Below are 18,835 nucleotides of genomic sequence, written 5' to 3'. Positions count from 1 at the left end.
TGGGTTATTTCTTGGTGCTACTGGCAAAAAGAGAATGGAAGAAGCTGTACAGCGCGTCGCCCGCAATAAACCCTGCGGCCATCACCTCCATCGGTGAACGTCCACGCTCGCCCCACACTCGAATGATCAGGATACGCAGTGCGATCCCCACCATCACCGCCCAACCTGCTGCGGCGTTGTTGATTAACAAACCGGTCGCCAGCAATACGCCTAACTGACGCTTCGGCCCACCGATAAACTGAATAATGGCACCCGGAATCGCCCACATCAGCAGGTTGCCGGCAATACCTGGCTCAGCCCCGGCCTGAATGGTTTTGGCATAAACGCGTGCCACTGGCGGCAGCAGATTCTCGGCAAAGAACAGGTTGTGCGCGTACCACACCACTGGAATACAAATCACAAAGGCAATCATCGCGGCGATAAGCTGGATGCGACGGCCCCACAGCTCTTGCTGCATATCGGCACCGTTACCGCGCAAAATGAAGCCCGCTTTCAGGTCATAACCCATGTCGGCAAAGGCCGGTCCTGTTGCGGCGGTAAAGCCACACAGCAGGCAGAGCGCCAGCGGCGGGAAGCCGAGCAGAATACCGAGGATCAGCGTAATCAGCGCCACTGCAAATGCCGGGAACCAGCCGGAGTGCATCGCGGCGATGCCGACAATCAGCTCATGCACAAAGGCGGCGAACGCGGCATAGACGATAAACAGCACCAGCATCGGCAAGCCCATCTGGCTCCACAAACCGCCCGCCAGCGCCAGCAGCGTTGAGATGATGATGTAGCCCACGGTGCCGAAGCCGAGTGAACGCTTCACTTCGCTGTCACTGCGGCTGACATTCAGCTGATCGTTGCGACGGCTGACAATCACCTGCACCACTTGAATCAGCGCCACCAATCCTGCACCGACCATCATGCCGTGTGGGATATACAACGCATTGATATCGATACCAGCAACCGGTTGCGCATAAGCACGCAACAGAAAACCAATACCCAACATGCTCAACGCCCAAATATTGCCGATAAACGCGGTCCCAAAGGCCGACATCGGTATTTTCAGCATTGAACCGACGATACCGCCGACAATGCCCACCACCAGCAACCACGCCTGACGGCCGCCTTTATCGCCGGCTTTGATCGCTTCCGCTGCCGCCACGCCAGGCGGCCATGCATTGCTGGCCGGGAAAATACGTGTATCGAACAAGCGGTAAAGCAGATAGGCATCCAGCAGCATCGCAGCGCTAACGCCGACAAACAGCGGCAGCACTAGCTGCGGCTCGCCCAGCGCCCACGGCACCGCAATCGGCATCAGCAGGCTGTTTGCTGCGCCAAAGGTGGCAGAAGAGATAGCAGTTTGCGCAAGGTTCTGGACTTCAATTGAGCGATAGCGACGGAACCATTGCAGAGGAATGCGCGCCAGCAGCATGGCAAACAGCGCACCGATAATAGAAGTATTGGGTGTGACCCCAATGGTGGTAATAAGCTGAACCCCGATGATAGCGCCCGCTACGGATAGCAGAACCAGCATTAAGCCCACGCCAAAACTCTTTATTGGATTATGTTGACGCATATTATCCCCGTATTTTCACCCTGTAGAAAACGCGAATACGTTTCATGCCCGACACGCGGGACATCAACGCTTTTAATAAATCGTTCCCTGATTTTTGAAATAGGCAGGTCCGAAGACCTGCTATTTCCCTGGTGTGGCGCGAATAAACGCCTTTAAATCGAAAATAAGGTTATGCGCCGTATTTCTCGGCCATCAATGCAGCCGTAGAGCGCAGTTCGCTGAGCAGCGCTTCCGGATAACCCGGGGCCGCCTCTTGCGAAAGAAACGAGAGACACAGTGCGGCACTTTCGCCGCGATGCTTATTGGTAACCGCTACCGCCAGTGAACTGATGCCCGGCAACGTCTCATTGCGTGCCAGTGCCCAGCCCTGCTGGCGAATCACCGCCAATTCTTCACAGAGTGCATCAATATTCAGCGGCGAGTTCGCTGATGCGGCTTGCCAGTTGTCGGCAAAACGCGCGCGCACTTGCTCATCGCTCAACTGTGCCAACAGCACGCGCCCGGTAGAAGTACCGGAAAGGGAAACGCGCGAGCCTGGCGGTGTCACTAACTGGGTGAAAAAACGACCGTGATACATACGCATCACCAGGACGTCATGGCCATCCAGCACGGAGATGTAGCCCATACAGCCACTACTGGCAGCCAGCTGTGCCATCGGCGCAGAGGCGCTATCCACTAACGGCGTGGATAAGTAATGCCCCGCTACCGAAAGCAACACGCGACCAATCTGGAAACAGCGACTGTCAGGATCACGCTCAAGTAATCCTTCACTTTCCATGGTCGCCAGCAGGCGAGAAACTGTACTTTTCGGCAATCCCAATGCCTCAACCACCTCGGTGAAGGTCAGGCCCGGATGGCCCTGCGTCACGCCAAAGCGCTGGAAAAGCTTGAGTACGGCAGCGGCGTTTTCGAGTGTGGTCATGGCATTAGTTTCATTATGTGGAACTGAGTTCCTATATCAATACAATGAAAGTAATTCGCTACGTTTATCGGGTCAAGTGCAAATTTTGAACCGGCTAAATTTGCACCGATTTCACGCAGCACAAAATACGGCACAAACTAAAAAGAGAATGACGTTATCAGGCAATCAACCACGATGGCAGAAAAGGATAAAGATTTAGGCCGGCTTCACAGCCTTTTTGCGAGGGTGAAAAATTTCTATTTAACAACGGTAAGTCATTAACACTATAAAGGCGTCCTTGCCCGCCAGAATTACTCTTTATCAGCGTCTTCGTAACGCTCTTTGGCATCCTGCGCTTCAGCTTCGGTTTTGTGCTCGCTGATCAATGAGTCAGGCTTCGGATGGTCGGCGCGTAATTCATACCAAGTCACGGTATTGTCCGCTGCGCCTTTCTCAACGGCAACGATGCGTGCTTCTCGCGGATAGGGTGGTTTAGTTGGCATAGATTTCCCTCTTATGTCTGGTTTCCACACAGACAGCGGCGATCCCCTGTCTGAAGGTAAGTATAGACAATGGAGGATCGCGGTTGAAAAGAGGGATAAATCTGAAGGCGTTAGCTGGCGCGGGCGAGCGAAAGGGATTGGAGAATTTGGTCTACAACCTGTTCCGGCGCCTGCATGGCATTCACTTCATGATGTGCCGTTTGACGGTAGAGATGCGCACGCTCACGTAGAATATCGCTCATCTCTTCGGCAATCGGACGGCCGGTAAGCGTTGGACGCTGTGCGGCTTCAGGTTGGCGTTCCAGACGATCGGCCAACACCGTCGACGGCGCGTTCAGCCAAATCACCTGCCCATGCTCGCGCATAAAGCGACGATTCACCTCAGCCAATACCATGCCGCCACCGGTGGCAATCACCGTGGCCGGGGCCGTTACGGCACGCAGTGATTCAGTTTCGCGCGCGCGGAAGCTGTCCCAGCCTTCGGAGGCCACGATTTCCGCAACGGAACGCTGAGTGGTGAGTTGCAGATAATGATCGGTATCGCTAAAGGCATAGCCGAGTGCCTGCGATAGCGCCTGGCCGATAGTGGTCTTACCGCAACCGCGTGCGCCGATCAGATAGATGGGTAATGACATCCGGGCTCATCCTCCGCCGTATTTATGCCGCACGGGCAAGGTCATCAGGTCAATATTGCGTCGCATGATACCTGGATTTTATTTTATCAGCCACCCGCGAAGCACGATTTACGCGTATTTACGACCAGAAAATCACTATCTATATGATTAATAATCATAAAATGATGCGCATTTCGTGCATCACCCAATTTGTAAGTGCGGGCAACATTTCCTTACCAGGCCATTGATTTACTTTCTGTCACGTTGCCCACATATAAAGAGGTACGAATCATCGGAGGTTCACACCATGCAAAATGAAGAACAACAGTTAATCGAAAATCTTTTCAGCCGACTGAAACAGGCTGAAAACCAGAGCGGACCGCGTGATGCCGGTGCTGAGCAACTGATCAAACAGCAGTTACAGAACCAGCCGGTGCGCCTTATTACATGTCGCAGGCGATTCTGATTCAGGAAGCGGCGTTGAAGAAACTCAATGCACAAGTAACCGATCTGGAAAATCGTCTGGCGCAGGCTCAGCAGCAACAGCAAGCCCCGCAGCAGAGCAGCGGCGGTTTCCTGTCGAGTTTGTTTGGCGGCGGTTCACGTCAGTCTGCACCGCAGCAACAACAGCCGGTATGGAACAGCGCGCCGCAGCAGCCGCAACAACAATATGCCCCGCAGCAGCAGCAGCAGTATGCGGCACCGCCTGCCCGTGGCACCGGTTTTCTCGGTGGTGCATTACAGACAGCCGTGGGTGTGGCGGGTGGCGTGGTGATGGCCGATATGCTGACCAGCATGTTCCACCATTCCCAGCCGGAAGAAATCGTCAACATTATCAACGAACCGGCACTGCCGCAGGTGGATAACAATCTCGATACCTTCAACGGCAATGACAGCGACAACGCTTTCCTGAATGACAATGCCAGCTGGGACAACAACAGCCTGGCGGATAACAACGACTTCAGCGATTTTGGTGGCGGTGATTATGACGATGACGACAGCTTCGTCTGATTAGCGCTGTCTTAACCACTTATCCAGTTCGTTAGCAAACAGCTGGCGGTCACGTTGGTTTAGCGCCGACGGGCCGCCACTCTGCACGCCACTCGCTCGCATCGTTTCCATAAAGTCACGCATGGTCAGGCGCTGACGGATGGTATCCGGTGAGTAGCGCTCACCACGCGGATTCAACGCCGCTGCGCCCTTCTCCAGCACTTCAGCCGCTAACGGAATATCACCGGTGATCACCAGCTCGCCCGGTTGCACACGCTTAACGATTTCGTTATCAGCCACGTCAAATCCCGCCGCCACCTGCAGCGTTTTCAGCCACGGCGATGGCGGCACGCGCAGTGGCTGATTGGCCACAAAGGTCACGGTGATTTTGGCGCGCTCGGCTGCACGGTACAGCACTTCTTTGATGACATTGGGGCAGGCATCGGCATCAACCCAAATCGACATGTGTTTTCCTTTTTCGAACAGAATTGCAGGCGATCTTGCCCGCTTGCGTCAGAATGGCAAATATTTTTACGCGGCTTGTTATTCAGCACAGCTGTCGTAAGCTAACTCGCACGAGAAAATGAACACTTAAAGGATAGAGCGATGCTGGAGAAGAAAATCGGGTTTATCGGCTGCGGCAATATGGCGAAAGCGATTATCAGCGGACTGGTCAACAGCGGGCTGATCGCCCCGGCCAACATCTGGGTCTGCGACCGTAAACCGGCCACCAATCAGGCGATGGCAGAGCAGTATGGCGTGACGGCGGCAGAGAGCCCAGAGAGCCTGGCGCGTGAAGTCGATATCCTGTTTGGTGCCGTGAAACCGAATGTGATTCTCAAAGTGCTGAAAGATCTCGCCGGTCAATTAAAGAAAGATACGCTGGTGGTATCGATTGCCGCAGGCGTAACCCTTGATTCACTGGCGGCGGCGCTGGGACACGACCGCAAAATCATCCGCGTAATGCCGAATACGCCGTCGCTGGTGAACGAAGGTATGACTTCCGTCACGCCTAACGTGCTGGTTGAGCCGCACGAAGTTGACGAAGTGGTCGGCATTTTCGAGAGCTTCGGTAAAGCTGCGGTCGTGAATGAATATCTGATTCATGCCGTGGTCGGCGTGAGCGGTTCGGCTCCAGCCTATGTATTTATGTTTATCGAAGCGATGGCTGATGCCGCCGTGCTGGGCGGTATGCCCCGTGCACAGGCCTATCAGTTCGCGGCACAGGCGGTGAAAGGCTCAGCACAGATGGTGCTGGAAACCGGCAAACACCCTGGCGAATTGAAAGATATGGTGTGCTCTCCGGGCGGCACCACCATCGAAGCGGTAAAAGTGCTGGAGGAGAAAGGCTTCCGTGCAGCGGTGATCAACGCGATGCAACAGTGCATGGCCAAGTCAGAGGCGTTAAGTAAGCAGTAACCTGGTGGAATGAGTCAGGTGCGCATCTCAGCGCACCTGTGTTCAACCCATGTTACCCGCCCTGTCCCTGATACGCCTCAAACAACGCCAATCCTTGCGCCAGCGTCATCGGCTGCTGCATTGCTTCTACCAGCGCCGCCGTCAGCGTATACATTCCTGCTGAACATACCGCCGCAATGATGCCCTGACGACAGTAAAAGGCGATAAAGCTTTTGTCCTGCAGCGATCCCAGCAGTCGGTAGTCGTCCCACTCTTCGGCATGGCCCAGATATTCGTAGCGCGTGCCGTAGTGCGCGGTCCAGAAAAACGGCACGCGATCGTACATCACACCTTTGCCCAGCATATTGAGAGCCGCGATGCGCCCCTGTTGGTGCGCCACACGATAATGCTCAATGCGCTGCGGACCCCGCGGCGTGAGATAACTGGCGATATCGCCCGCGATCCAGATATTTTCGGCAACGCGCAGCTGCCCATCGGCGAGTAAACTGCCATCGTCCTGCAGTGGCAAATCATGGATGAAATCTGTCGCCGGTTTCACGCCAGTAGCAAACAGCACCTGACTTGCTGGCACAGATTTGCCCCCTTTCAAGCGCACCGCACGCACCTGATCTTCCCCTTCCAGCGCTTCCGGCTCACCCTCAACAAATTTCACCCCATTGCTGCGATGCAGATCGTAAAAATGGCGTCCAATCTCTTCACCAAACTGTTTTGCAAAAGGCAGCGGATGGCGTGCAATCACCGTAACATCCACATCCCGATTGCGCAGCGCGCCCGCCATCTCCATACCGATAAAGCTATTGCCGATAATCACCAGTTGCTGTGTCTCATCCACCTGTTTGAGCAGTTCATCCGCCTGATTCAGCGAACGTAATAGATGCACACCCTGCAAATCCTTACCGGGGATATTGAGAGGTTGAGGAATGCCGCCGCTGGCAATTAATAGCTGATCAAATTTCACTTGCTGACCATCAGTAAGAATCAGTGTGCGATCCTGCGCCTTGAGTTGCTTAACCTCGCCCTGAATGCGTTGTAACGAACTCAGCACATCCGGCTTGAGCAGCTTGGGCACATCCTCAATCGCCATTTTCCCCGAAGGCACAAACTTGCTGAGCGCGGTGCGATCGTAGGGGGCGGCGGATTCACGCTCTACCAAAACAATACGACCGCTAAAGCCCTCATCACGTAACGTCCAGATCGCCGCACTGCCTGCTGCACCGGAACCTAAAATCACGCACACCGGTGATTCGCCCTGAGCAACAGGCGCACTGGCAGGCGGCATCGCCTGCGGATTGACCAGCACCTTGCCCTGTTCAACACGCACCGGGTAACGTTTGAGATTAGCCAATGCCAGCGGCTCACACATTTTGCCATCACGCAGTTGAAACACCGCCTTGTGCCACGGACACACCAGCTTATCACCGCAGATTGCGCCCTGCTCTAACGGCGCTCCCGCATGTGGGCACTTTGCCTGCAACGCCTGCACCCGTTCGCCATCGCGAACCAGCACCATATCGACATCACCCACGGTGAATTTGGTCGGTTTGCGCTGCGCCAGCGACTTGAGTTCCACGACAGATTGATAGCTCACGATTAGCCTCCTGCGTTGTTATTGGATTCACGACATTAAATCCCTACAAACAGTAAGCCTGGCAAAACAGGAGGATTTCGCTGGAAAAACAAAGCGAAACGGCGAGTAAGCTATTACTTATCACGCCGTTAGCGAGGAAAAATAAAAATGCGATTCAGGTAGAAGCGGCTTGCCACACCTTTTTACCCTGTTTGATACATGCGACCAACGAGACGCTGCCATCTGGCTGGGGCTTTAACAGCAGCACGTCTGCCGGAGCACCGGGTGCCAACCCCTGCTGCTGTGGCAGATCTAACTGCTGCGCCGGACGAATCGACGCCATCTCAATCGCCTGCTGCAAAGGGGCTAATTTTTGCCGCAGCAGGAAATTGACGCCATCCAGCAGGCCTCGTGCAGAACCGGCCAGCAACTGGGGCGCATCCGCCATGCTTAACCGCCCTTGCGCGCTCAACTGCACACGTCCGCCTATCGCCGAATCGTAGATGCCCGGAGGCTGTCCAGCAAAGCGGGTTACATCACTCACCAGCAGCGCCTGCTCGCCTTTAGCGCGTAAAAAGACTTTCAGAACTTCCGCGGGCAGATGGTCACCATCGGCAATCAGCGTGGCCGCCAGCGCATCCTCCGCCAGCTGCTGCCAAATGTAATTGGGATGGCGCGGCAGTTGCAGGTGTGCGCCATTACCCAGATGAGTAGAAAGCGAAGCACCCGCCAGCACTGCATCATGGATCTGCGCGGCAGTGGCCGACGTATGCCCAATCGCCACCCGCACCTGCTGTGCTACGCAATGGCGAATCAACTCGCAACTTTGCGGCCATTCCGGTGAGAGCGTCAGCAAACCAATGCGCTGCTGCGCGGCGTGTTGCCAGCGTTCAAACAGTGCGATATCTGGCGCACAGATCGCTTCTCGTGGATGCGCACCACGTGGTCCATCTTCCGATGACAAAAACGGCCCTTCCAGATGAAAAGCCGGCACCGCCAGCGCGACGTCAGAATAGTGCTCACAGGCGCTGGCCAGCCGCTGCAACGCTTGCGCAATCTCTTCCGGCTGTGCAGTGATCACCGTTGGCATAAAGCTGGTGACGCCTTGCTGCCACAAGGCCTGCGTGGCATGCAGCACATCTTGTTCGCTAAAGGGAAAATGGTTGAAATCCACCCCCTGAAAGCCGTTAACTTGCAGGTCCACCAGACCCGGCGCCAGAATCAGATCGCTGTCGGGCTCTGACAGCGATCGCACCTCTGCCAGCGTGCCTTCACGCAGGTACAGTTCTATCGGTTCCAGCGTGCGATAATCGCGACCACGTAACAGGGTTTCAGTCAAAGCACACCTCCGCGCAAGCATCGGTATCGATATACAGCGTGCAGTTGGGATGCTGACGCAACAGCGTTGCCGGGCAAGCCGTCGAAATCGCGTCGTGTAATGTGGCCTGAACCGCCGCGCGTTTGGTCGCACCCGGCACCATGCAGAACAGCCGGGCACCGCGCATCAAAGCCGGTATCGTTAGGGTCACCGCGTGCGTCGGCACCTGCAGCAGCGTCGTGAAACAGCCGTCATTGACCTGCTGTTGGCGGCAGGCTTCATCCAGTTGCACCGTCTTGACGCTGAGCGGATCGTTGAAGTCCGCCACCGGCGGATCGTTAAAGGCCAGATGACCATTCTCACCGATGCCCAGACAGACTACATCAATCGCTGCGGCATCCAGTTCACGCGCGTATTCGAGGCAAATTTTCGCCGGTTCACCCCTTGAAGGGATGAGGTGCACCTCGCCAGGTTGCACCCGGTTAAACAGATGCTCACGCAGGAAATGGCTAAAACGCTGCGGTGCGGCCTCATCCAGCCCAATATATTCATCCATATGAAAGGCGTGAATGCGCGACCAGTCGACATCCGGTGCTGCAGCCAGCGCGGCAAGAAACTCACGTTGCGATGGCGCGGCAGCGAATACCATCCGCACCACTGCCTGTTGTTGCAGTAATTGCTGCAGATGGGCAATGAGTTCCTGTGCTGCCGCAACGCCTAATGCCTCACGGCGATCGAAGCGTTTAACCCACAAACGATCGCGTTTTCCCTGTTGAAGAAGCGTCATTTTATCCCTCCTGAGAAGCGTTATGACTTTGCGGCCAGCGCGTGCTGGCGGACATATCCTGATCCTGATTGAGTGCAGCAAGCAGCGTGTCGACTTCCGGGCGAACCGGTGCACGACGCAGCCATCCCATCACCACAAACAGCACCAGCGATGACAGCACCGGCGCGGCTACCTGAGTGGCGGTGCTAACGTCGTTAAAGATAAATTTCACGCAGAAAAAGGCACCCACGCCCACAGCCCAACTCACCAGTGCGGCGGCACTGCCGCTGCGTCGAAACGCCGGCAATAAACCCAAAAGCATCGGAATCGATATCGGCCCCACCAAACCGCCGAACCAGATAATCAGCAGTGAAAGCACACCGCCGAAACGGCTGGCATTCATCGCGATAATCAAGGTGGTGATGATGAACAGAAAGGCGGTAAGTCGTGCGACTAACAGCGAGCTTTTACCGCGCTGGAAGCGTCGCGGCAGCATGCCGGGCAGAATGTCTCGCGTGACCACCGCCGTGATGGCATTGGCATCTGATGAGGTCATCGACAGCGTGTGAGTAAACATCGCCACCAGCACTAAACCGATTAACCCATTCGGCAGCAGCTCCATTGCCATTACAGAGTAAGAACGTGAGGGATCGCTAAGATTGGGGAACAGCAGCGGTGCAGCCCACATTGGCCAGAACAGAATCAGCGGCCAAATGAGGTAAAGTGCGGCTGAGAGCAACGCCGCTTTGCGCGCATCGCGCCCCGCCGGTGCAGCGATAAAACGCTGTGCCAGATTCCAGGTGCCACCGTTGTAGCTCAGGGTATAAATCACGAAGTAGGCCAGAATGAAGCCGAGCGTATACGGCTCCTGCACGATCTCGGTGTGAGTGACAGGCAGATGCTGCCAGATGGTGAACAGCTCGGCGAAACCGCCAAGATGCATCGCCACCGCCACCACCATCACAATCGCGGCAACAAACTGCACCACAAACTGGCCAAAGTCATTGCAGGCATCGGCCCATAACCCCCCCATCACGGTATAGAACAGGCTGAGCGCACCAGAGATACAGATGCCAATCAGCGGATCTAATCCGGTAAAGACATTGATGATCACGGCGATGGCCGCCCATTTGGCGCCGACGTCGAAGGTTTTCAGCAGTACGCCGCTCCATGCCAGTACCATCTGCGTTGGCACGTTATAGCGTGTGGAGAGGTATTCCATCGGCGATTCAATATTCATATGAATACGCAGCCGGGCCCAGCGTGGAGCAAAGAGGCGTGAACCGATTAATACCGCAATCGAGATAGGAAAGGCCCACCAAAAATAGATGGTGATGCCCATGTTGTAAGCCACCGCTGCATAGGCGACAAACACCGCCGCGCTATAACCGGACATGTGATGTGAGACGCCCGACAGCCACCAGGGCATTTTCCCGCCAGCGGCAAAAAAATCACGTGTACTGCCCACTTTACGCATCGCCCATAGGGTGATGGCGACTATCATCAGCGCATAAAGCGCCATCACAGCATAATCAAGCACATTCATAGCAGTCTCCCCAGATAAAGGCTGCCCAACGAACGATCCGGTTTCGCGGGGATGATCAGGTTAAATTCTAATTAATCCTAACTTAGGATTAAAACATCCTGGCATCGTTATTCACTTGAAAATGTGATGACGCTCCGGCTATTACTTTTTCTTCTGACCTGAGGTTAGATTCGTAGGCGGGAGATTAAATAAGGTTCATATCAAATATGAACCTTATGGTGATGAACGAAGCGCTAGGCTTTTTTCAGGCAGGAACTCATAAAGGTCTTACGTGCATCGCCGCTGAGTTTTTTATCAGCCGCGTCGGTATTACAGGTTTTCATCTTCATTTGTTGCGGCGTCATGCTGCCCATTTTGCTGTCTTTTTTCAGACAGTCGCTCATAAAGGATTTACGCGCATCCCCTTTTAAATCCTGTGAAGAAGCGTGTTGGTTACACATCGTCATTTTATTTTGCTGGGCAGTTTTCTCTGCTGCACCCGCATTGCCCGCCAACAGCAGGCCTGCTGCTATCATTGCCAAAAGACACGATTTCATTGCCGGAATCTCCATAGAATTATTGCCTCTTAATAATGGCAGGAAATAAGCAAAGCAGAAAAAAATATATTCCCTCGCACCGAATTGCGCTGCATGTACGCAGGCAGCAAAACAGGCCGTTAAGAGGGACTTTTACACGCGGGGATGATTCAGCAGCTTCTCGACATAATTACGCAACAGTGTGGTGTCGCGCGTTTCTGCAGCAGGGGCAAGGGGTGGCATAGCGGTGGCAATACCCGCCGCAATATCACTGAATTGTTCAGGATCCAGCTTACGCAACATCGCCGTCAGCACGATTTCTAATGCCTCAACCTGGACCACTAATTCTTTAGACTCTTCTTCTTTCTCAGCCAGTTTAAGCAGAAGTTCCGCGATAAGGTTTTTCATGCGACAGGCTCAACAAGAGATGGAAAACAGACGTTAGCATTGAGGAGGTTAAAACAACAGGGATTTTTGGCGGTTTAAGCAAAATAAGCAATAAGCGCAGCGTGAAAAAAGAAACCGAAATTCAATATGTAACGGCGAAACGTTTCAATTTAGTCATACCGCCTTTTCGAAACGTTTCGCGCGCATTTATTTATCAGCTGATGGTGCTAATTAATGGGGTCCAACAAAACCACGACCTGGACCACCACCGCCATGACCACCCCAACCGCCGCCACCGCCTGGTGGTGGGAAGATACAACCGCTCAGCGCGGTCACCAGTGCCACAACGGCAGCGAGTTTAATAATACGGACCATAATTACCTCAGAATGGTGAAATCGGGCTGAGTGTATGAGGCGGCAACCGGCGCGACAATACAGAATTCTCTGCAACCCGGCGCTATTCATCTCTGCTCACCACGCTTAACAAATAACTGGCACTACACCGGCAAAATTCCCACAGAGGCGTCATGAAAACGACCAAAAATTCATCCATGCCGCGCAGTCGATCGCTTTACACCGGACGAGAAATCACGCAATGTGAGCGCATTACAATTAATGAGATCTTACCATGACTCTGCCTACACTCTCTTTAAGTGATATCCTCTCGCGCCGCGACTGGGAAAACCCAGTGATCACCAGCCTGAATCGGTTAGATGCCCATCCGCCTTTTGCCAGCTGGCGCGACGAAATCAGCGCGCGCGATGACGTGGCCTCACCTTCGCGCCAATCCTTAAATGGCCAATGGACATTCAGCTATTTCAGCCAACCTGAAGCAGCGCCGCAGAGCTGGTTGTTACAGGACTTACCAGACGCGCATTCGTTGCCGGTGCCGGCTAACTGGCAGCTTCATGGCTTTGACGCGCCGATTTATACCAACGTGCAATATCCGATCCCCGTGAATCCGCCGTTTGTCCCCAGGGAAAATCCCACTGGATGTTATTCGCTCACATTCAATATTGACGATCGCTGGCTGGCAGAAGGGCAAACGCGTATCGTCTTTGATGGCGTCAACTCTGCTTTCTTTCTGTGGTGCAACGGCCAGTGGATCGGCTATTCCCAGGATAGCCGACTGCCGGCCGAGTTTGATGTCAGCAAGGCATTGCAGCGTGGTCAGAATCGGCTGGCGGTAATGGTGTTGCGCTGGAGCGATGGCAGTTATTTAGAAGATCAGGATATGTGGCGCATGAGCGGCATCTTCCGCGACGTCACCCTGCTGCACAAGCCATCAACGCAACTGACAGATGTGCAGCTAGAAACCGCACTAAGCCCGGAATATATTCGTGGCGATCTGCGCGTGAGGATAAAAATCCACGCAGGCGATCGCCCGCTGAATCAGTGCCGTCTGCGCGTTATTCTGTGGCAGGGTGAGACCTGTATTGGCAGCGAAGAACAAGCGCCGGGCAGTGTGGTGATCGACGAACGTGGACATTATCCTGAACAAACGCAGTTGGTGTTAGCGGTGCAAAATCCCCTGCTGTGGAGCGCCGAAACACCTTATCTTTATCGCGCCGTGGTGTCTCTGCTGGATGAGGGTGGCGAAGTGATCGAGGCGGAAGCTTACGATGTCGGCTTCCGCCGCGTGAGCATTGAAAACGGCCAGCTGTGCGTCAACGGTAAGGCCCTGCTGATTCGCGGCGTAAATCGCCACGAACATCATCCTGAAAACGGCCAGGCGGTGGATGAAGCCAGCATGCGGCGTGATATCGAATTGATGAAGCGCCACAACTTCAACGCCGTCCGCTGTGCACATTATCCCAATCATCCGCTGTGGTATCGCTTGTGTGATGAATACGGATTGTACGTGGTCGATGAGGCGAATATCGAAACCCACGGTATGCAGCCCATGAATCGCTTATCCGCCGATCCACGCTGGTTCGCGGCGTACAGTGAACGGGTGACGCGCATGGTGCAGCGCGACCGCAACCATGCCTGCATTATCATCTGGTCGCTTGGTAACGAATCCGGTCACGGCAGCACCCATGATGCGCTCTATCAGTGGGTGAAAAGCAGCGATCCGACGCGTCCGGTGCAATACGAAGGCGGCGGCGCCGATACTGCCGCCACCGATATTGTTTGCCCGATGTATGCGCGCGTCGATCAGGATCAGCCCTTCCCCGCCGTACCAAAGTGGTCACTGAAAAAATGGATTGGCCTGCCGGGTGAAACGCGTCCGCTGATCCTGTGTGAGTACGCGCACGCCATGGGCAATAGCTTCGGTGGCTTCGCCAAATACTGGCAGGCCTTCCGCCAGTTTCCGCGTCTGCAAGGCGGCTTCGTCTGGGATTGGGTTGATCAGAGCCTGACGCGCTATGACGAGCAAGGACAACCCTGGCAAGCCTACGGCGGCGATTTCGGCGATACGCCTAACGACCGTCAGTTCTGCATGAACGGCCTGGTATTCGCCGATCGCACGCCGCACCCAGCGTTGTTTGAAGCGCAGCGCGCGCAGCAGTTCTTCCAGTTCCAGCGCGATACGCATCACGCTTATCGTTTCACGATCGCTAGCGAATACCTGTTCCGCAGCAGCGATAATGAAGTGCTGCGCTGGTCGATTGAGCAGGATGGTGTCTCCCTCGCGCAGGGCGAACTGCCGTTGCACCTCGCCCCTCAGGGCAGCCAGACATTTGATATCCCTGCACCTGAACATTTACAGGGCCATGCGTGGCTGAATCTGGCGGTGCATCAGAAGGCTGCCACCGCATGGTCGGAAGCCGATGCCCGCGTTGCCTGGGATCAATGGCCACTCGCCGCCGCCTTAGTGCCACGCAGGGTCGATACCACGCCAACCGCGCCAGAGCTGATTGCGAATCACAATTTGGTCGCGGTGGCATTGCCGCATCAACGCTGGCACTTCTCACGCCAGACCGGGGAATTGGTGCAGTGGTTTATCCATGACCAGGAAACAATGCTGACGCCATTGCAGGAGTGCTTTGTGCGCGCGCCGATTGATAATGATATCGGCACCAGTGAAGCAGCCAATGTTGATCCCAACGCCTGGGTGGAACGCTGGAAACACGCTGGCTTTAACCAGCTGGAAGCGGTACTGCTGGATATGCAGGTCGATAGTCTGAAACACAGCGTGCTGATTGAGACCTGGCATCAGTGGCAGGCCAATGGGCAGGTAATCTTTACCAGCCACAAGCGTTATCAGATCGGTGGCAACGGTGAGCTGAGCATCAGTGTCGACGTTCAACAGGCGCCCGGCTTGCCTTCTCCTGCGCGCATCGGGCTGCGTTGTCAGTTAAATAGCGCACCGCAACAGGTGAGCTGGCTGGGGCTGGGCCCGCACGAGAACTATCCGGATCGTCAACTGGCGGCACAGTTTTCACATTGGCAACAGCCGCTGGCCTCGCTCAGCACCGCCTATGTGTTTCCGGGCGAGAATGGTTTGCGCTGCGGCACGCGCCAGCTCGATACCGGCAGCTGGCAGATCAGCGGCGAGTTTGCGTTCTCGCTCAGCCGCTACAGCCTTGAACAGCTGCGGGATACGTCGCATCGTCATTTGCTGCAGGAAGAAGAAGGTTGCTGGCTACACCTCGACGGCTTCCACATGGGCGTGGGCGGCGACGATTCGTGGAGCCCCAGCGTCAGCCCGGAGTTTTTGCTTTCTCAGCAGCGCTGGCATTATGCGCTGACGCTGCGCCAGTAGCGTTATTCGCAGTGTCTCCTTGCTGACTCAGCGGTTGAGTCAGCTCGGTTTCGGGCGGCGATAGAAGCGGCGCAGCAGCAGCACATTAAGCAGGACCACCACGGCGGTGGCGAAGAAAACCCAGCGATAACCGGTAGCGGCGGACACTGCCGCGCCCAGCAGCGGACCGGCCACGTTGCCGAGATACATAAACGATTGGTTATAGCCAAAGATGCGTCCGGTGACGTTATCGCGCGAGTGGCGCACCAACAATGTCTGAACCGCTGGCATCATTGCGCCATCGGCGAAGCCGAGCAGGAAGCGCAGCACGCCCAATTGGGTGGCGCTGGTGACAAATGACATCGCCATCAATAACACCAGAGAAAACATCATGGTGCCAATCAGAATACGCTGGGTGCCGATACGGTCGCCGAGTTTGCCCAATCGCGGTGCCGAGAGCAGCGCCGAAACGCCAGGCAGTGCGGCAATCACGCCACTCAGGAAGGCAAGATTTTGCGCATCGGGCGCCAGCTCACGCACGAACAGCGTCAGGATCGGGTTCACCGAGCCGTTACACATCTGAATAACCATGGTGCTGACAAACAGGCACATCATCAGACGTGGGTTATCGAGGCTGCGAAAGACTTCGCGGCCGCTCATTTTATCCTGCTTGCTCACCGGGGTATAACCGGTCTCTTTGATTAAGAACAGCGTGACAAAGAAGCTCACCATCAGCAAAACAGCGGTGACTATAAACACCATGCGCAGTCCCAGCCAGTCGGCCAGCAGTCCGCCAATCATCGGCCCCAGAATCACGCCGCCAATTTGCCCGGTGGAGACACAACTCAGCGCCCAGCCGCTGCGTTCGCGCGGAACCTGAGCAGCCACCAGCGCCATCGCGTTGGGAATGTAGCCCGAGGTCAAGCCCATCAGCGCTCGCAGCAGCAGCAGTTGCCACGCCTCGGTCACAAAGGCCTGCAGCAAAATCACCGCCCCCATGCCAAACGACGCGCGCAACAGCATCAGCTTGCGCCCTTTACGGTCAGCTAAGCTGCCCCACAGCGGCGCTACCGCGGCAGAAACGATGAAGGTAATGCTGAAGGTAAGACCCGACCAGACGCTCAGGGCATTGGCGCCATGAATACCGAGTTGTTCAACGTAGAGCGGCAGGAAGGGAATGATTTGACTGATGGCTAATCCGGTAAAAAAACAGCCAAACCAGACCGATATCAGATTGACCTTCCAGGACTCGATGGAGCGTAGCATGGGCGTGTGCATCAGAAAAATGAAATGAGGGTTCAGTCTAACAACCTCATAACATTGCTGGACGGCAAAACAGGGCATGACGTTAAAAACGCAGTTTTACGCTGCCGTGCGTGATTCTGCTCACAGCAAATAGTGTAAGGGACACGATCTGTAGTGTCTTTATGTGCTGTAACGAACAACTCAGCAAGATAAGCGCATCGCCACGGCGAGCAAACGTGAAAAAATATGTCTATCCATTACTGACAATATTCGACGCCGCATCTATGTTTAAAAAATCACCGGCCATCGCTGGCGAGGCGCTGCCCGTTCTGGACAGTTCCCATGCTTAACCTATATTCCCCAATGCTGCCATTCTCGGGCGGTGGGCATCGTTGTCTCTGCGGAGGTCAGCCATGAGAACACATCCTAATAGCGCCAGTCGGGCGATTACCGACTACTTCAACAGCCCTGCCTGGCATGCGCCCCACGAGAGCGATCTGCTGGCAGCGATTATGCGTGAATTAATGGATGATGGTCAGCCTGCTACCAGCAAAGCGATCATTGCGCGGGTGATTGCCAAACTGGAGTTTGAAGGGGATGAGCAACAGCTACAAAGCTATCGCAATCTGCTGGCGCAGCTGCTGGAAGCCAGACAACAGCAGCCCTGAGACTTCACGACGCGCCGTTTACCGGCGCGCCTTAACATCTTTTACTTCACCGCTCGCAGGTGATCGGCTTCGCTGACCACCGCCTTGCCGCTCGCACGTTGGTACAGGCACAGCTCACGCCCAACCTGATTTTTCATCTGCTTCTGCGGATAGCGCCCTTCCAGCAGTACCGCGTCGTAGCCAATGCTATCGTCATATTGAATCGGTTTACCCACCACCTTCACCGCTTTCAGACCGCTGGCTTTCAGACAGGCTTGCTGCCGGGTTTGAGTGTTTTGCTGCCAGGCGGCTTCGCTCGATGCGTGAGCCAGTGGGCTTAACAGCAGAGTGATTAGCAGAATTTTACCGGTGTGTCTCATCGTCGCTCCTCAATCAATCCTGTACGGATTAACAGACAAAAAATTCCCGCCGAGGCGGGAAGAAACAAGACGAGCATTGCATATTCGAGAGTGACGAGGAAATCTTCGTAATGCGCTGCTATCCTCGCCCGGCGCTGTGACAGCGCGATGACAATGCAATGTCGATTTGAATTTAACCGCAGTAAACCTTCGAAATTTTACCACTCTGATCGGCGGTAAAGTTCAGGCGACGCAGATTAAAATCCATGGTGACGGCGCCATTCCATGGAATCGCGCGTACGGGCACCGTAAAGCGCTGGGTATCAAGGCTGGTTAATGGCTGGCCGATATAATTTTGATATTGCGATGCGCCACACTGATCGGTTTCGGGGTCGTGGCTGGTGGCAGCGGTGCTGTCAGGTTTGCTGGCGGACTGGCAGGCGGTTAAGGCAAAAAAAGGCCGTGGCCAGTAACGCTTTTCCATAATGGGTCACAAGTTTCTCCTCCTGGATAGTAAACGAACCATTCCCGAGAGTAACAAAGCGAGTCCTTGATGTGAAAAGAATGCCAGCCGATTGGTCGAAGAATTGTGCGCTAACGCGCGATCTTCCTCTCATTTTCCAGGATTAATCGCACGCACTGTCTAAATTCCACCTTCTCAGACACTACAATTAACTAAGAATTATCTGAGGAGGTAATAATGGAACTCGTGATTTTTATTGGCTTCGCCATCCTGATGACGGTGGTCGCGGTGCAGGTGCGCTAAACCGACCACATTGCAGCGGTAGGCGGCCTTTAGGCCGCCC

17 protein-coding genes and 2 pseudogenes are annotated in these 18,835 nt (G+C 54.9%); 5 read left to right on the top strand and 14 right to left on the bottom strand.

Going from position 1 to position 18,835, the window contains the following annotated elements:
* Positions 1-4: 4 nt before the first annotated feature.
* From HA45_RS02825 to aroL, 4 genes are all read right to left on the bottom strand, one after another.
* Positions 5-1,564 (bottom strand): OPT/YSL family transporter, encoded by a 1,560-nt coding sequence (locus tag HA45_RS02825; RefSeq protein WP_100702232.1) that lies wholly within the window; start codon positions 1,562-1,564, stop codon positions 5-7.
* A gap of 169 nt (positions 1,565-1,733) precedes the next feature.
* Positions 1,734-2,486 (bottom strand): IclR family transcriptional regulator, encoded by a 753-nt coding sequence (locus HA45_RS02820; RefSeq protein ID WP_100702231.1) that lies wholly within the window; start codon positions 2,484-2,486, stop codon positions 1,734-1,736.
* A 290-nt stretch (positions 2,487-2,776) separates the two neighbouring features.
* Positions 2,777-2,968 carry a YaiA family protein gene (locus tag HA45_RS02815; RefSeq protein ID WP_100702230.1) on the bottom strand — a complete coding sequence of 64 codons (192 nt, stop codon included), beginning with the start codon at positions 2,966-2,968 and terminating at the stop codon, positions 2,777-2,779.
* A gap of 110 nt (positions 2,969-3,078) precedes the next feature.
* The gene (gene aroL, locus HA45_RS02810) at positions 3,079-3,603 is read right to left on the bottom strand and encodes a shikimate kinase AroL (protein ID WP_100702229.1); all 525 of its coding nucleotides are present in this window, start codon (positions 3,601-3,603) and stop codon (positions 3,079-3,081) included.
* 286 nt (positions 3,604-3,889) lie between these two features.
* On the opposite strand from aroL, the pseudogene HA45_RS02805 reads away from it, so the two are divergent.
* Positions 3,890-4,593 (top strand): annotated as a pseudogene (locus HA45_RS02805) (DUF2076 domain-containing protein).
* On the opposite strand, the gene HA45_RS02800 reads toward HA45_RS02805, so the two are convergent.
* Entirely contained in the window at positions 4,594-5,037 is a 444-nt protein-coding gene (locus HA45_RS02800) for a YaiI/YqxD family protein (RefSeq protein ID WP_034830508.1), read from the bottom strand. It abuts the pseudogene before it with no gap.
* Between the two features lie 141 nt (positions 5,038-5,178).
* On the opposite strand from HA45_RS02800, the gene proC reads away from it, so the two are divergent.
* Positions 5,179-5,991 carry a pyrroline-5-carboxylate reductase gene (gene proC, locus HA45_RS02795; protein ID WP_100702227.1) on the top strand — a complete coding sequence of 271 codons (813 nt, stop codon included), beginning with the start codon at positions 5,179-5,181 and terminating at the stop codon, positions 5,989-5,991.
* Between the two features lie 52 nt (positions 5,992-6,043).
* On the opposite strand, the gene HA45_RS02790 is transcribed toward proC, so the two are convergent.
* The 6 genes from HA45_RS02790 to iraP all read right to left on the bottom strand — a co-directional run bounded on the left by HA45_RS02790 (position 6,044) and on the right by iraP (position 12,111).
* The gene (locus tag HA45_RS02790) at positions 6,044-7,579 is read right to left on the bottom strand and encodes an FAD-dependent oxidoreductase (protein WP_100702226.1); all 1,536 of its coding nucleotides are present in this window, start codon (positions 7,577-7,579) and stop codon (positions 6,044-6,046) included.
* Between the two features lie 154 nt (positions 7,580-7,733).
* Positions 7,734-8,897: an N-acetylglucosamine-6-phosphate deacetylase gene (locus HA45_RS02785; protein WP_100702225.1), complete on the bottom strand. Its 1,164-nt coding sequence runs from the start codon at positions 8,895-8,897 to the stop codon at positions 7,734-7,736.
* Positions 8,890-9,663: a glucosamine-6-phosphate deaminase gene (locus HA45_RS02780; protein ID WP_100702224.1), complete on the bottom strand. Its 774-nt coding sequence runs from the start codon at positions 9,661-9,663 to the stop codon at positions 8,890-8,892. The genes HA45_RS02785 and HA45_RS02780 overlap by 8 nt, the downstream gene beginning before the upstream one ends.
* A gap of 1 nt (position 9,664) precedes the next feature.
* Positions 9,665-11,188 (bottom strand): sodium:solute symporter family protein, encoded by a 1,524-nt coding sequence (locus HA45_RS02775; protein WP_100702223.1) that lies wholly within the window; start codon positions 11,186-11,188, stop codon positions 9,665-9,667.
* A 233-nt stretch (positions 11,189-11,421) separates the two neighbouring features.
* On the bottom strand, positions 11,422-11,724 hold the full coding sequence (locus tag HA45_RS02770; RefSeq protein ID WP_034830548.1) for a PsiF family protein: 303 nt from the start codon (positions 11,722-11,724) through the stop codon (positions 11,422-11,424).
* A 132-nt stretch (positions 11,725-11,856) separates the two neighbouring features.
* Positions 11,857-12,111, bottom strand: a complete 255-nt coding sequence (gene iraP, locus HA45_RS02765) for an anti-adapter protein IraP (protein ID WP_100702222.1) — start codon at positions 12,109-12,111, stop codon at positions 11,857-11,859.
* Positions 12,112-12,324: 213 nt separating this feature from the next.
* On the opposite strand from iraP, the gene HA45_RS27270 reads away from it, so the two are divergent.
* Positions 12,325-12,495 carry a hypothetical protein gene (locus tag HA45_RS27270; protein ID WP_157811638.1) on the top strand — a complete coding sequence of 57 codons (171 nt, stop codon included), beginning with the start codon at positions 12,325-12,327 and terminating at the stop codon, positions 12,493-12,495.
* A 223-nt stretch (positions 12,496-12,718) separates the two neighbouring features.
* Entirely contained in the window at positions 12,719-15,799 is a 3,081-nt protein-coding gene (locus tag HA45_RS02760) for a beta-galactosidase (RefSeq protein WP_100702221.1), read from the top strand.
* Positions 15,800-15,838: 39 nt separating this feature from the next.
* On the opposite strand, the gene HA45_RS02755 is transcribed toward HA45_RS02760, so the two are convergent.
* The gene (locus tag HA45_RS02755) at positions 15,839-17,044 is read right to left on the bottom strand and encodes a multidrug efflux MFS transporter (RefSeq protein WP_128598878.1); all 1,206 of its coding nucleotides are present in this window, start codon (positions 17,042-17,044) and stop codon (positions 15,839-15,841) included.
* 392 nt (positions 17,045-17,436) lie between these two features.
* Between HA45_RS02755 and HA45_RS02750 the strand changes: the two genes are divergently transcribed.
* Entirely contained in the window at positions 17,437-17,691 is a 255-nt protein-coding gene (locus HA45_RS02750) for a biofilm development regulator YmgB/AriR family protein (protein ID WP_100702219.1), read from the top strand.
* Between the two features lie 41 nt (positions 17,692-17,732).
* On the opposite strand, the gene HA45_RS02745 is transcribed toward HA45_RS02750, so the two are convergent.
* A complete protein-coding gene (locus tag HA45_RS02745) occupies positions 17,733-18,050 on the bottom strand; it encodes a hypothetical protein (RefSeq protein ID WP_100702218.1) in 318 nt (105 codons plus the stop codon).
* Between the two features lie 172 nt (positions 18,051-18,222).
* Positions 18,223-18,523 (bottom strand): annotated as a pseudogene (locus HA45_RS02740) (I78 family peptidase inhibitor).
* Positions 18,524-18,835: the final 312 nt, after the last annotated feature.

This window comes from Pantoea rodasii, from assembly GCF_002095465.1.
Taxonomy (GTDB): Bacteria; Pseudomonadota; Gammaproteobacteria; order Enterobacterales; family Enterobacteriaceae; genus Pantoea; species Pantoea rodasii.
The sequence above is the reverse complement of the archived record's forward strand: the minus strand, read 5'-3'. Positions and strand labels throughout refer to the sequence as shown.